Source organism: Candidatus Amarolinea dominans (assembly GCF_016704685.1).
In the GTDB taxonomy this organism is placed as follows: domain Bacteria; phylum Chloroflexota; class Anaerolineae; order SSC4; family Amarolineaceae; genus Amarolinea; species Amarolinea dominans.
In genome coordinates this window covers 66,322-79,975 of sequence record NZ_JADIZS010000002.1, presented here as the reverse complement: position 1 = coordinate 79,975, position 13,654 = coordinate 66,322, and the positions used below count along the sequence as shown (strand labels likewise).

14 protein-coding genes are annotated in these 13,654 nt (G+C 64.1%); 4 read left to right on the top strand and 10 right to left on the bottom strand.

Going from position 1 to position 13,654, the window contains the following annotated elements:
• Window positions 1-185 precede the first annotated feature (185 nt).
• The 3 genes from IPF85_RS01965 to IPF85_RS01955 all read left to right on the top strand — a co-directional run bounded on the left by IPF85_RS01965 (window position 186) and on the right by IPF85_RS01955 (window position 3,002).
• Window positions 186-494, top strand: a complete 309-nt coding sequence (locus IPF85_RS01965) for a cupin domain-containing protein (protein ID WP_343406381.1) — start codon at window positions 186-188, stop codon at window positions 492-494.
• A gap of 441 nt (window positions 495-935) precedes the next feature.
• The gene (locus tag IPF85_RS01960; RefSeq protein WP_343406380.1) at window positions 936-1,745 is read left to right on the top strand and encodes a cytochrome c; all 810 of its coding nucleotides are present in this window, start codon (window positions 936-938) and stop codon (window positions 1,743-1,745) included.
• Between the two features lie 18 nt (window positions 1,746-1,763).
• Entirely contained in the window at window positions 1,764-3,002 is a 1,239-nt protein-coding gene (locus IPF85_RS01955; protein ID WP_343406379.1) for a hypothetical protein, read from the top strand.
• 733 nt (window positions 3,003-3,735) lie between these two features.
• Here the strand turns inward: IPF85_RS01955 and IPF85_RS01950 are convergent.
• The 5 genes from IPF85_RS01950 to IPF85_RS01930 all read right to left on the bottom strand — a co-directional run bounded on the left by IPF85_RS01950 (window position 3,736) and on the right by IPF85_RS01930 (window position 7,836).
• Window positions 3,736-5,106, bottom strand: a complete 1,371-nt coding sequence (locus tag IPF85_RS01950; RefSeq protein WP_343406378.1) for a DNRLRE domain-containing protein — start codon at window positions 5,104-5,106, stop codon at window positions 3,736-3,738.
• Window positions 5,107-5,346: 240 nt separating this feature from the next.
• The gene (locus tag IPF85_RS01945) at window positions 5,347-5,562 is read right to left on the bottom strand and encodes a hypothetical protein (protein WP_343406377.1); all 216 of its coding nucleotides are present in this window, start codon (window positions 5,560-5,562) and stop codon (window positions 5,347-5,349) included.
• Between the two features lie 7 nt (window positions 5,563-5,569).
• Window positions 5,570-6,550, bottom strand: a complete 981-nt coding sequence (locus IPF85_RS01940) for a hypothetical protein (protein ID WP_343406376.1) — start codon at window positions 6,548-6,550, stop codon at window positions 5,570-5,572.
• Complete coding sequence (locus tag IPF85_RS01935) at window positions 6,459-7,499, bottom strand: hypothetical protein (RefSeq protein WP_343406375.1); 1,041 nt, start codon at window positions 7,497-7,499, stop codon at window positions 6,459-6,461. The genes IPF85_RS01940 and IPF85_RS01935 overlap by 92 nt, the downstream gene beginning before the upstream one ends.
• A 106-nt stretch (window positions 7,500-7,605) precedes the next feature.
• Complete coding sequence (locus IPF85_RS01930) at window positions 7,606-7,836, bottom strand: DUF2249 domain-containing protein (RefSeq protein ID WP_343406374.1); 231 nt, start codon at window positions 7,834-7,836, stop codon at window positions 7,606-7,608.
• A 270-nt stretch (window positions 7,837-8,106) separates the two neighbouring features.
• Between IPF85_RS01930 and IPF85_RS01925 the strand changes: the two genes are divergently transcribed.
• On the top strand, window positions 8,107-8,514 hold the full coding sequence (locus IPF85_RS01925) for a hypothetical protein (protein ID WP_343406373.1): 408 nt from the start codon (window positions 8,107-8,109) through the stop codon (window positions 8,512-8,514).
• A gap of 33 nt (window positions 8,515-8,547) precedes the next feature.
• On the opposite strand, the gene IPF85_RS01920 is transcribed toward IPF85_RS01925, so the two are convergent.
• The 5 genes from IPF85_RS01920 to IPF85_RS01900 form a co-directional block, all read right to left on the bottom strand.
• Window positions 8,548-9,651 carry an LLM class flavin-dependent oxidoreductase gene (locus IPF85_RS01920; protein ID WP_343406372.1) on the bottom strand — a complete coding sequence of 368 codons (1,104 nt, stop codon included), beginning with the start codon at window positions 9,649-9,651 and terminating at the stop codon, window positions 8,548-8,550.
• Between the two features lie 68 nt (window positions 9,652-9,719).
• Window positions 9,720-10,946 carry an NAD(P)/FAD-dependent oxidoreductase gene (locus tag IPF85_RS01915; RefSeq protein ID WP_343406371.1) on the bottom strand — a complete coding sequence of 409 codons (1,227 nt, stop codon included), beginning with the start codon at window positions 10,944-10,946 and terminating at the stop codon, window positions 9,720-9,722.
• Between the two features lie 386 nt (window positions 10,947-11,332).
• Complete coding sequence (locus IPF85_RS01910) at window positions 11,333-12,670, bottom strand: AAA family ATPase (protein ID WP_343406370.1); 1,338 nt, start codon at window positions 12,668-12,670, stop codon at window positions 11,333-11,335.
• 501 nt (window positions 12,671-13,171) lie between these two features.
• Window positions 13,172-13,417 (bottom strand): PIN domain-containing protein, encoded by a 246-nt coding sequence (locus IPF85_RS01905; protein WP_343406369.1) that lies wholly within the window; start codon window positions 13,415-13,417, stop codon window positions 13,172-13,174.
• Complete coding sequence (locus tag IPF85_RS01900; protein ID WP_343406368.1) at window positions 13,414-13,629, bottom strand: hypothetical protein; 216 nt, start codon at window positions 13,627-13,629, stop codon at window positions 13,414-13,416. Before IPF85_RS01900 ends, IPF85_RS01905 begins: the two co-directional genes overlap by 4 nt.
• Window positions 13,630-13,654 lie beyond the last annotated feature (25 nt).

Sequence of the window (13,654 nt, the reverse complement as noted above, 5' to 3'; positions counted from 1 at the left end):
CGAGACGCAAGGCCCGTCGGCGCAGGCCGACATGGCGGCGGGAACGCCCCTTCGCCCCGAATTCATTCGGCGGCGCCCCCCCGTCACAAGAAACCGACTTTTGTCGGCGACACGGCCGACCTCCCATGCTATGCTCTGACATCCCCTGCTCTCATCTCGATGAGTCAGAAGCAAGGAGAGTTGACATGACCCATGTATTGGTTCCCCATTGGCAGGAAAAGGTGATATTCTCGCCGGCCGGCCCACAGCCGCAGGTTGTGGCCGAGAGCGCCAAGTTCAAGACGATCATGGCCGGGCTGGAGCCTGGGCAGAAGATTCCCCCGCATCCAGAGGCAACCGCCATCTATCACTTCCTCGACGGCAGCGGCTGGATGCAGGTGGACGATGAGCGTTTCGCGGTCGCGGCGGGCGCTACGGTTTTCACCCCGGAAGGCGCGAAGCGCGGCATCGAAGCCGACAGCCGGCTGGCCTTCCTGGCAACGCGGCTGGCGTAAGAAATCACACAGGATTGAGGAGTCTTCGAATGCCGACCAATCTGCACCCTCTCTTCCCCCCCCCCCCCCCCCCCCCCCCCCCCCCCCGCCCCCCCCCCCCGGCGGGGCCCGGCGGCGGGGGGGGGGGCCGCGCCCCCCACCGGTGCCCCCCCGCCGCGCCCCCCCCCCCCCCCCCCCCGCCCCCCCCCCCCACCCCCCCTCCCCCCCGGCTCCCCCCCCCCCCCCCGGGGCCCCCCCCCCCCCCGGGGGGCCCCCCCCCCCCCCCCCCCCCGCCCCCCCCCCCCCCCCCCCCCCCCCGGCGGGGGCCCCCCCCCCCCCCCCCCCCCCCCCCCCCCCCCCGGGGCCCCCCCCGCCCGCCCCCCCCCCGCCCCCGGGGCCCGCCCGGGGGGGGGGCGGGGGCCCCCCCCTTTGCCCTCCCCCATCCCTCCGCCGAGGTTGAACATGAATCGTATCTCGTTTTCTCGGTTGTCCCTGTTATCAGTCTTGAGCCTGCTGCTGCTTGCGGCGTGCAGCGCGCCGGCGCCCCAGGTCGCTTCGACGCCAGGCAACAGCGCAGGCATGGGCATGGGGATGGGCATGGCGAGCGGCATGATGGAGCGCCATCGCGCACAGGTTCCGGCGCCGTATGCCGGATTATCCAGCCCGGTGAAGGCTGATGCGGAATCGCTGACGCGGGGCGCGGCCGTTTTTACGGCCAACTGCGCCACCTGTCATGGCGACGGCGGCATGGGCGATGGCCCGGCCGGCGTCAGCCTGAACCCTGTGCCCGCGGCGGTTGCCCACACCAGTCAGATGATGGGCGATGACTATCTGTTCTGGCGCATCAGCGAGGGCGGCGTCCCGTTTACCACGGCCATGCCGGTTTGGAAAGAGGCGTTGACTGAGCAGCAGCGCTGGGATGTGATCAACTACGTGCGCGCCCTGGGCCGCGGCGATGTGAAGCCGGGCCAGGCAGTGGGCGGCGCTGCATACGATCCACAGGCCGAGGCGGCGCAGCGCGCCGAGGTTCTGGCGCAGTCCGTGGCCAAAGGCCAGATCACACAGGCGCAAGCAGACAACTTCACCATCGTGCATGCCGCGCTGGAGGATCACATGGCTGCATCCCCGCATGACTCGGGCAGCGGCAATCCGGCTGAACGCCAGGCCGCGGTGCTGGCCGAACTGGTGCAGGATGGCGCGATTACGCAGGCCCAGGCTGACATGTTCAGCAAGACGCACGATCTGCTGCACGCAGCCGGCTTGATCGAATAGCCGCATCGGAGAGACCTCATGTTGAATCCCTATTTTCTGTTCGCCCTGCTCTACATCATGCTGGCCGTCCTGGCGGCGTTGGATTCGTCGTTGGCAAGCCTGAATCTCCTCCCCTGGTTCAACGGCCTGCGCTGGCTGCGGGTTCACCTGATCACCCTGGGCACACTGACCGAGATCATCTTCGGACTATTGCCCATCCTGGTGGCGACGCGCAGCGGGCGGCCGCGGCCCAGCATTCGTTGGGACATCTGGCTCATCCTCAACGCAGGGTTGCTTACCCTGCTCGTGGGGATTCCCCTGGTCAACACCCCGCTGATCTTCGTGGGCGGCACGCTGGTTTTTGTGGCGACATCCATGCTGGTGCAGCACGTACATGAACTGCGCGGCGCGGCCGTGACACCGGCGAGGACGGCGCCCAGCGGGCGCATCTTCTACCTGGCCGGACTGAGCTATTTCCTGCTGGGAATTATCGTTGGCACCGGCCTGTGGCTGGGCTGGGGTGAGTGGCTGCGCATCGCCGTTCCAATCGAGGTGCATATTCACGCCAACAACTGGGGCTTCATGGCGTTGGTCTTCGCCGGGCTGATCGTGGATCTCTACCCCGATTTTGCGGGGCGCAGTCTGGCCTGGCCGCAGTCGCTCAAGCCGATCTTCTGGATGATGACCCTGGGCGCCTTGCTCCTTGTGCTCGGCCCGTGGGTGCAATCCACCTGGTTTACGGTGCCAGGCATTCTGCTGCACCTCAGCGCCACGGGCTGGCTGCTGCTCAATGTGATCAAACCGCTGAGAGGCGAGCGCAGCGCGTGGGGGCCGGGCCTGTGGCACTTGCTCACATCCTATGTGTGGATCATTGCGCCAGTGCTGGTGGCGCCGCTCATCATCCTGAAGGTTCCCGGCTTCCCCGGCGCGGGCATCGAACAGAATGCGCCGCAGGCCTTGATCTACGGCTGGGTGCTGCAGTTCGCTTACGCGCTGCTGCCCTACCTCTTCACGCGCTTTTTCTTGCCGAACGAACCGGCTAAGTTAGGCGGCAACTGGTTTACTCTGCTCACCGTTCACCTGGGCGGCGTGTTTCTTTGGGCCAGTATCTTCATCACCGATTCGTATACGGTCCTGCACGGCACAGCCTACGCGCTGTGGGCTGCTTCACTGATTCCCATCGTGCTTGATCTGTGGCGCATCGCACGCAAAGGCTGGTCACGCCTGGAAAGTCAGAGCGTCGCACCGTTTGCCGAAAGCGGCCGCGCCGCAAACTAAACGAATCGTTTGCCCCCGTTTTGAACCCAGTCCCTGCGGGCCGTGAGTATCGTCACGGCCCGCAGGGATTTTTGCGTGTCAGCGGCAGTTGGTTGCGGGCACATCGGCCAGGGGATGATAGGTGCGTGTGTCTGTGCCGTAGACCCAGACGTTGCTGAAGGTGGGCACGCCGGGCACATCCACCCAGAAGTAAATCTGATTGGCCGGGTCGCGCGCCAGGCTGAGGTCGAAATCGGCGAAGTCCCAGGCGGTGAAGGTGACGTTGCCGACCGTCAGCGGCCGCGGCGCGCCGGCGATGCCCTGCGGCGCTTGATCCACGCCGCTGTTGACCGCCCAATGCAGGCGCACGTCAGGCTGCCAGGCGCGGTCGCCCACCACGGCTTGCAGGCTGTTGGCTACGAACAGATGGACGCTCAGCATGCCCCGCGTGGCCTGCGCCACCGGCAGGTTGCCGGCGCTCTGCACCGAGACGATGCGCGCATCGAGGGCCAACGGCCGTCCGGCCGCCGCCCCGCTCGGCGCCCGCACCGCGGCCGGGCGGGTCAGCGGGCTGCTGCCGTGCGACCAGACGTTGTGCGCGGCGCTCTCCTCATCCACGGTCACAAAAAAGTGCAGCGTGTTGGCCGGGTTGCGCGCCGCGCTGACATCCACATCGTTGAAGTCCCACACCGGGAAGGTGCGGCCGGCATCGGTGGCCAGGCGCTTGTCCCCGCGGCCCACGAAGGTCGCTGGCTCACTGTTCTGCGCCATCCACAGGCGCACGGTGGGCGTGGCGCTGCAACTCACCGGGTTCAGATTGCCATCCGCAAACAGATAGGCCGTGACATTGGCTTGATCGGCCTGGCTGACCGCCGCGCCGTTGTGCGGCCACACGATCTCGATCCTGGCCTGCATCCCGGCGACGGGCGTGGTGGTCGCCACGGGCGCAAGGGTGGTCGGCGCAGGGGATAGGCCGGGAGTGGGGGTGCCGGTTGGCCTGGTGATAATGCCCGGCGTGGCCGTGGGTTGACCCGGCCCGCTCGGCGTCGGGGTCGGAGTCAGCGCCGTTGGCGTGGCCGTAGCGGTCGGCGTTGGCGTAGCCGTATCGGTCGGCGTCGGTGTGGCCGTCTCGGTCGCAGTCGGCGTGGCCGTATCGGTCGCGGTCGGCGTGGCGGTATCGGTCGCGGTTGGCGTGGCCGTGTCGGTCGCGGTTGGCGTGGCTGTATCGGTCGCGGTCGGAGTAGGCGTGTCGGTCGGCGTCGGCGTGGCCGTGTCGGTCGCGGTCGGCGTGGCCGTGTCGGTCGCGGTTGGCGTGGCTGTATCGTGGCGTGACCGTGTCGGTCGGCGTCGGAGTTGGCGTGGCCGTGGCGGTCGGAGTAGGCGTGGCCGTGTCGGTCGGCGTCGGGGTGGCCGTATCCGTTGCCGTCGGCGTTGGCGTAACCGTATCGGTCGGCGTTGGCGTAACCGTGTCGGTCGGCGTTGGCGTATCCGTATCCGTTGGTGTGGGCGTAGGCGTCACCGGGCGGTAGTTGAGCACCAGGCGCGGCTGCAAGGCGCCCGTGGTGATCTCATTGCTGGCGAGATCGAAACGCACCGGCGCATCGCTGGTGGCCCGGATCAGCAGTCCGAAGTTGGGCCTCTGCCCGCTGAGCCAACGCTGCACGAGCGGCGTGATGTCCAGGCGGTACCAGATGTGGTCGCTGAGCAGCACGCCAGTGGCTGCCGGCGCCTGGCGTTTGTCGCCGCCTGGCGTCCTCCAGGCGACGCCGGTCCGCGCCTCCTGCCAGGTCACTGTGGCCGGATCCCAGGCCTGCGTCACCTCGTAGGCCGCGATGAAGAGGCGCGTGCTGGCCGAGCGCTGACGGGCATGAATCTCCAGCGTGGCCTTAGAGACAGCGGCGAAGCCCTGCAGATCGGACAGGTCAAAGCGCAGCAGCACGGCCGAGCGGCCACCAGCCTGCACGGCCAGCAGCGGTTCTTTGCTGAAGTTGGTTGTCGGCGAATCGGCCTTGATGGCCGCATCGTTGCTGCCTTCGTAACCGGCGCGCCCCTGCTGCAGGATGACCACGCCGGTGGGCGCCGTGGTCGGCGTCTCCGTCGGGGTGTCCGTGGATGTCGGCGTCACGGTTGGGGTGTCGGTCGCGGTCGGCGTGTCGGTCGGCGGTTGGTGTGTCGGTCGGCGTCGGGGTATCCGTGGGGGTATCGGTCGGCGTCGGGGTGTCCGTAGCCGTTGGCGTATCGGTTGCGGTTGGGGTGTCCGTAGCCGTCGGCGTACGGTTGGTTCGGTGGCGTCGGGGTGTCCGGTGGCGTGTTGTCGGCGTCGGCGTCGGTCGCGTCGGCGTGTGCGTCGGCGTCGGTGTGATGGTCAGGTCGGGGTCGGGGTGTCGTGTGGTCGTGGGCGTCGGCGTGGTGTGGGTCGGCGTCCGGGTAGCCGTCGAGTCGGCGTCAGGTGCGCGTCGGCGTGATAGTCGGCGTCGGCGTTGGGGTAGCCGTCGAAGTCGGCGTCCAGGTGCGCGTGGGCGTGATGGTCGGCGTCCGGGTCGGTGGGCGTGATGTGGGTGTCAGGGTCGGCGTACGCCATGGTGGGGTCAGGTGCGCGTAGGCGTCGGCGCGGTGGGGGTGTTCGTCGGCGCGGTGGGGGTCACGGTCGGGGTGCCGGCATTGCGCAGGTCGAGCCAGAGCATGTGCAGGATCGGTTTGGCGCCTGAGCCGGTGTATTTGATCTGGATGTCGGCTCCGTTGTCGAGCCGATTGCCGGCAAAGAGGGTCAACGGCGCCGAGGTGTACCAGCGCCAGGCGCCGGTGCCTTGACGGTTGATGGTCAGCGGCTGGGGCGTGCCATCCGCATCGGACGTATAGATGATATAGAAATCGCTAGGGTCGTTGTCCACATACGCCAGGCGCAGCGTCACGTTGCTCAGTTGGCGCCCGGCGTGGACCGTGTCCACCACATCGAATCCCAGCAGCGCGGACTGCATCTGCTTGGCGTGGCGCGAGTAGATGGACGCGACTGGGAACGGCAAGCCGGGAGTGTTGCAGGGCAGAGGATTAGAAGCAGTGGGGGTGATCCCGCAGAAGGCGCTGAGGTGAAGCGGCGCAGGCGATGTCGCGATGACCTTGATGTAATGCTCGAAGTCGCCGGGCCAGCCGCTGCAGAAACCGTTGCAGTAGGTATCGCGCGTTGGATTGGGGGTGACGATCGGGTCCGTCTCGCGCAAGACCACCCAGAGTTGGTCATTGGTGGCGGCGGTCTTGCCGAGTTGGCGTTCGATCCAGTCACTAAAATGAACGGGAAAGCCGGCATCGCCCGTCGCGGGATTGGGCGTTTGCACGGCGTTAAGGGTGAGCGTGGGTGGGGTGGTGCATATGTCGTTGCCATCGGTCGGGCTGCAGAACCAGGGGTCCTGGACATCCACGAAGTCCACGCGTGCATTGAGCGCGAGCAGCCAGGACCAGTAGCGCCATTGCAGCTCTGAATTATTGCCGCTGGGGAAACCCGTTACCGGCTCGAACTTGACCGGCAAGATTTCCGCGTAGCGTTTGATCAACTCCAGCGAGCCGCAGTCCATGCCCGACGGCGTAGGGGTGGTGGTGAGGACGGGCGGGTGTTCGACAAAAGGCAGGCACATCGGGCTTCATGCCGTTGAAGCCAACGCCGATGTGGCGCGGGTTGTAGGAGAGCATCAGGTTGACCCAGTCGCAACGGGCTTGGTCAGTCGGCGCCGGCGCGAAGTTGAGGTAGACTGGCTTGTCAGGGAAGGCGTCGTGAAAAGCCTGGATAGCGTTCGTGACAAAGTCGGTCATTTGTTGCTTAGTGACCGGGAAGTCATCGTCGTTGCCTAGTACATGACAATAATTGGCGCCGATCTGCGTCTCGTTGTCGTAACCGCCAGCGATGATGACGCCAGCAATGCGCGGGTCGTTGTTCCACTGGCGGCCGGCGGCCAGGACGAAGTCGCGATATTGATCCTTGAAGCCGCTGTGGTTGAAGGCCGGCACCTTTTGCCCGACAGGCGCCAGCGGGGGGGCCACGGTCAGAAGATAATCCACTGGTCCGCTGTAGTCGCACTCACCTGCTATATCACTTTGCGTCCAGAAGACAGGCAGGGTCAGCCAGACCGGACGCGGAATCGCGGTGCCGTTAGCCAGTGTGACGTGCTGGGCCGCAATCTGAGCGACTTGGGTTTCAATTGCGGACCAATCAAGCTCGCCATTTATGGAATGAACGTCATCCCAGATGACATCAATGTGAGAGGCGAGGGCGGGAAAACCGGCCGGCGGCGGCGGTATGTATTCGGTCTCATCCCGACGCACCAGGATGTAGTTACGTGTGGGGGTGGCGGTGGGTGTGCGGGTGGCGGTGGCGGTTGGCGTGCGCAGGTCACGCACGCTCGTCGGCGTGGGGGTGGGTGTCCCAGGAATGATAGGGATGAGCGGACGCAGCAGGAAATAGAGCAGAAGACACAGAACGATCAGGATAAGGATCAGGATCGGTAGCCAGCGGCGTTGGTTCTGCATTGGGCGTCCTCCTGGAGCGACTAGGGTTCAGTCCTCAGTCTGCGAGTGCCACCACCCTCATGGCGCCATCATGTCGCGCCGCAGGTGCGTGGTAAATGGCGTCAACTCAACGGCGGCCGATGCGTACTCGCCACATGGCGGGGCCTTCTTCCAGGTATTCCCAGGTGAACTGACCGGTCAGCTCCGCCTGGAATTGATAGTACAGCGGCTTCGGATTGTGGTCATTGACCAAGATAAAACTTCCGCCCGCTTCCAGTCCATCGAACAGGTCGAAGATCAAGGGGTGGCGCTGAGCCGGGTGAATCGGGCGAATATCCAGGACGGTTTCGTTACTCATGTTGCACTGTCTCCTCATGGTTGTTGATGTCGGGTCAGGTAGGGGTAGATAATAACACGTTTTGGCCGTAGAGACAAAGCAGAGCGTTACAGGTCGGGAGCGCGCATTTCAGCCCTGATGCACAGCCGACGCAGGTGGGCTTCGCAGCCGTAGCAGCGACTTGCAGTCGCCGGGGCCTGCGCCTGGATTTGGCAGCAAGAGGCGGCCATCACCCTGAACAAGACGGTGGGCGCCGACCCGAATACCTGCGCCCTGACTGATGAAATCACCGTGGCGTCCGGCACTGAGGTGACCTACTGCTACACGGTGGAGAACACCGGCACCGTGGAACTCAATCTGCACGACCTCGACGACAGTGAGCTGGGTTCGATTCTCAACGGTTTTCCCTTCGCGTTGTCGCCCACCGCATCGGCGTTCATGACCACAAGCACGATCATCAATGTCACCACGGTCAATACGGGAACCTGGTCGGCCTATAACGCCGGCCCGGTCAACCTGGTGACGGCAACGGATGTGGCCACGGTGACCGTGCAGTCGCCGACGGCTGCGACGTTGGCGGATCTGGCGGCCGGTGTAGATCGGATGCCTGCGCCGCTGGGCCTGCCGTTGGCGGCCCTACCGGCAGCCGCAGCGGCTGTGCTGGGTGCAGCCTTTATCTGGCGCCGCAAGCGCAAGTGATGTATCGCAAGAAGTGGAAGGACACTCGAAGCCCTAACCTGGTATCGCGGTCGGCGCCGCGGTGCGGCGCTGAATCTCCTCACGCACCACTGGCGCCACCTGCGTACCGAGCAGTTCGATGGCCCGCATCACCTTTGCATGCGCGATGGTCCCCACGCCAAGCTGCAGGAGCAGCCGCTGATGACCGAACAGCTCGTGCTGGAAGAGAATTTTCGCGCTGATTTCCTCTGGGGCGCCGACGAAGTCCGCGCCGCGCAGCCGCCGCGACGCTTCGAATTGCTGGCGACCGATGTTGCCCCAACCGCGCTCGCGTCCGATCCTGTTCATCATCAGGGCGTAGCTGGGGAAGTAATCGTCCGCGGCCTGTTGCGAGTTGTCGGCCAGAAACCCATGCGAATTGATGCTAAGACTGAGCTGGGTATGGCCGGCGCGACGGCCCGCTTCTCGATAGTGTTCCACCAGCGGGACAAAATGTTCGGGCGCGCCGCCAATGATGGCGAGCGCCACCGGCAAGCCAAGCCGGCCTGCGCGCGCAATGGACTCCGGTGTGCCGCCAACCGCAATCCAGACCGGCAGTGACTGCTGCACCGGCCGCGGATAGACCCCAAGATCGCGCAATGGGGGCCGATGGACGCCCGACCAGGTGACGCGTTCGGAGGCGCGCAGGCTCAAGAGCAGGTCGAGCTTCTCGCTAAAGAGGTTGTCATAGTCTTTCAAGTCATAGCCGAACAGCGGGAACGACTCAATGAACGAACCGCGGCCGGCCATGATCTCGGCGCGGCCGTTGGAGAGCAGATCGAGCGTGGCAAAGTCCTGAAAGACACGCACCGGGTCGTCAGAGCTGAGGACCGTGACCGCGCTGGTCAGGCGGATGCGCTTGGTGCGCGCAGCCGCGGCAGCCAGAATCGTCGCCGGCGAGGAAGAGACAAAATCGAGCCGGTGATGCTCGCCAATCCCAAAGACGTCCAGACCGACCTGATCCGCCAATTCAATGGTTTCGAGCAGATTGTGGACGCGCTGGGCCGGATTCACACTGGCGCCGGTGAGCGGGTCAGGTGTCAGCTCAACGAAAGAATAAATACCCAGTTCGAACGCACGGCTGCGTGCAGCGGGCTGAGGGGACAGTTGGACTTCCATATGTTTGCTCCTGTTTGCTCCTGTTTGCGTGAGATCCTCGACTCGGTGTTTTTCTTCTCTGTCCAGGGCTACCCGCAACGGCTGAGCGCGTTTCCAGCCAGCCAGCCGGTGGTCCACGCATTCTGAAAATTGAAGCCGCCGGTCACGCCATCCACATCCAGGATTTCCCCGGCCAGATAGAGACCAGGACAGCGGCGGCTCTGCATGGTCTTGAAATTGACCTCGTCCAGGGTCACGCCGCCGCAAGTGACGAATTCTTCCTTGAACGCGCCCTTGCCCTCGATGGCGTAGGCGCCGGCCGTCAACTCATCCAGCAGACGCTGTAGTTGCAGCTTGGTCAGATCGCCCCAGCGCTGGCCCTCGCTCACCCCGGCCGCCAGAATCAGCCGTTGCCACAGGCGCAGCGGGAGATCGAAGAGCGCCTGGCTGCCCGGCGTCCGGCGCGCCTGTGCGACTCTGACCGCGTGCAGATGATCGTGGGCATCCAGTCGCGTCCAGGCCGGCAGCCAATTGATGCGCAACTGCGCCTGGTAGTGCTGATCGTGCAGCACGCGCGCGCCCCACGCCGACAGCTTGAGCACGGCCGGCCCGCTCAGCCCCCAGTGCGTGATGAGCAGCGGGCCAGATTGCGCGAGTCCGCTGTCCACCAGGCGCAGATGCACCAACGGCGCCGACACCCCGGCCAGGCCGGCCAGCCGCGCGTCGCGCACGGTGAAGGTGAACAGTGAAGGCGCCGGCGGCTGAATGGTGTGCCCCAAGCCCTGCGCCCAGGCATACGCCCGGTGTTCAGCGCCGGTCGCCAGCAGCACGTCATCCGCCGCCAGCGTCTCTCCGGTCGCCAGCTCAATCTGAAAGCCATCCGCCGGCCGGCTCACCCGCGTCACCTGCGCCTGGGTTCGCAGCGTCACCCCGGCTGCGTGCGCGGCGTGCAGCAGGCAAGCCACAATCGTCGCGGAAGAATCGGTCACCGGAAAGACGCGGCCGTCCGCTTCGGTCTTGAGCGGCGCCCCGCGCGCGGCAAACCAGGCGATGGTGTCACGCGGCTGAAAGCGCGTGAACGGCCCGCGCAAGGCCTTGCCGCCCCTCGGATAAAATGTCACCAGTTGCGCCGGGTCGAAGCAGGCGTGGGTGACATTGCAGCGCCCCCCACCGGAGATGCGCACCTTGCCCAGCGGCTGCGTGGCCTTTTCCAGGATCGTCACCTGCGCCTGCGGATTCGCCTCCGCGCAGGTAATCGCGGCCATGACCCCCGCGGCCCCGCCACCGATGATGGCGACCTTCGTCTGTGAGTTCATGGTCGCTATTGTAGTGCAACGAGAGATGTTCGCAAACTTGGAGAATTGTCTTGCCTGTGCCGGTTGTTACCCGGATTAGCCGCTGGGCGCCCCCCGCAGGCCACGGCCACGGTTACCGCGGTCCAGCCGCCGCGAACGGAATCGCCAATGCGGTAATTCATGGGGTGCTCAGGCCCTGGAGTTGCAGTCGTTGCCACTCTCGGACGCAGACGATCAAGTTGCGCGCAAACTCATCAAAATGGGGGCATCTCTGCCGTAGCACGGGTAGGCGGATTGCTTCCGAATCCGACGCCAGAGCGATCACCGGGAAGCTCTCTGCCACAACCCGACGCGCCAGGCAAGGAATGACGGGATAATCGCTGTTGCCCTCCAGCACGAAGCCCAACTTAAGACTCGACATCGAAGCTCCCCTGAGACCATAGTTCGCCCAGTGTTTGCTCACCGCTTTCAAGAATGCTCTTGAGGATCGGATGACTCGTGAACAGGTCTTGGCCGACTGATGCGAATCTCGTCTGCCCGCGTTCCGTGAGCGACGCCAGCAGTATCTCGGCTGGATCGAGCAGATCAACGAGGTAGGGCGAATGCGAGTTGACCAGCACTTGCGCGCGCCGGCCGCCGTCCATGCCGCGTTCACTGATCCCGCGCAAGGTGTCTGCGATGAAGGGCAACCGTCCGGGATGTACGCCGTTCTCCGGTTCCTCGAAGCATACCAGCCCGGGCGGCTGCGGCGCGTAAGCCAATGCCAGTAGCGCGAGAAAGCGCAGAGTGCCATCCGAAAGCACTCGGGCGGTGAACTCACGCCCATCGTCGCGTATCACTGCCAACAGGCGACGACGGTCGCCTGTATCTAGTAAACGGATGCCCTTTGCTTCTGGAATGCCCCGTCGGAGGGCACGCTCAGCCGACGCGAAGCGCGCCGTATCTCGACTGCTCAGCGTATCGTAGAAGCCGGACAGTCCACGTCCGCTCGGCTCCAATTCGAGGATATCCATCGCGGGAGAAGGTTCTCGCAGGGCTTCCGGCTCGAAGTGAAAAAACCGCCATGAGCTTAATTCGCGTGCCACAGCGACAACGTGTGGATACAGTTCGGCATCATCAATCATTGTTAGCACAGAGCGCGATGCTGGAGAGGGAAAATGGCGAGACTTGCCTGATTTCGCCGTGTCGCGATTGACCGAGACCTGTCGCTTGCCACCTCGATCCGCGGTTCCGCTATTGGCGTCGCGGTGTTTGCCGATTCTCCCTGTCGTGATGAAAGGACGGTACTTGATTCCCGACACCGTGCGGCCTCTGAGCTGTTCCGTCTCCACCTCAAGCAGACCGTTGCGGAAGACGATCTCGACTTCATAATGTAGGTTCGGATGGGTGAGCGGCTGATCTCCGTAGAACGGGTGAGGCGTACCGGTCAGGTCGAACTCACAAACCAGGCTCAATCGTGGTTGGCTTTCAGTGAAGAAGGATTCCACAGGGTCGCCGCGATGCCGCTCGGGTTTGAAGGCGCCTGCTACTGGCATCTCGGCCAAATGCGAGAGCAGCCGCAGCGCGTCGAACAAGTTGCTCTTGCCGGTATTGTTACGTCCGACGATCACAGTAAACGGCGTAAACTTTGCAGTCGAACCCTGTAGGCTTTTGTAACCAGATATCGTGACCTGCGTCAGCATGTCATTTTGCCTCCACTTCCAACCTTCCACGTCTTCGTGCCGTCCGGTGTAGTAGGCCGTCATCGTCGCGTTTGCGCTCCCGGGGAAGTTCGGTCATGCGCGGCGCCACATGCACCACATGGAGGGCGTAGAGAGCAAATTGTACCACTCGCCCGCACCCGCTGCCAACTATTGACGGCCCCAACCACTGTCTCTCGGGGAAGGGACTGCAGCGTTTGCGTTGGTTCTGGGACACCTCCTGTCCGGTAGCGCAGGATCAAGTCTGGTTCACCGATCAGCTCCGTGCTGCAACCGGCGCCTTTGTTATTCGGCAACCGTCAGTCGCCGGGGCCGTCAACGCTCTCAATCAGCCCAGCTTCTCCCCAGTCGGCGCTCCCTGAGCCTGGCGAAAGGCTGCACGGAATGGCTTGATCCGCATGTTGTGCCAGGGTGCAGGGACTCGACGACTGCCCCTCATCGGCAAGCCCGAGTGGCCCCCTATCACCCGTGCAGAGCCGGCCCCTATTGCCGCCTACACGTGGCGCATTACAGCGCGGGATGATATACTGCAAGTGGGAATAGACTTCACTTTTCCGCCCAAGGAAACAGGCGCAATTCATGCCTGCTTGCAGTATACTTGTTCATCTCATCTACTGCACAGGGGAGTTCCAACCGCCCATATTCGACCAGTTTCGCTATCTCCCAACATGAAATGGCACTGACCCCAATAACATCCGCCTCATGAGTCTCAATAATCTCCGCTCGCGTTTGGCTGAGTCGTTCATCGCCATGTACCCACCACACCCATATATGTGTGTCCAGGACAATCATTGCAGTATTTCCCACTCAGCTTCGGCGACACTCCAACAGGGGCCAGTATACTTGATCGGTTTACCACGCAAAGGATAACGCGGACTGTGTTTTTGTTCGCGCTTGTAACTGCGCACGATAATCTCGACCTTATCACCTATCAAGAATGGTAGGTCCTTGATAGCAAGGGTTCCATCTTTAGCAATAGTTGTCTCAGCACGGTAGGTTTGCATGTTTCTCCTCGCATTCACAAAACTT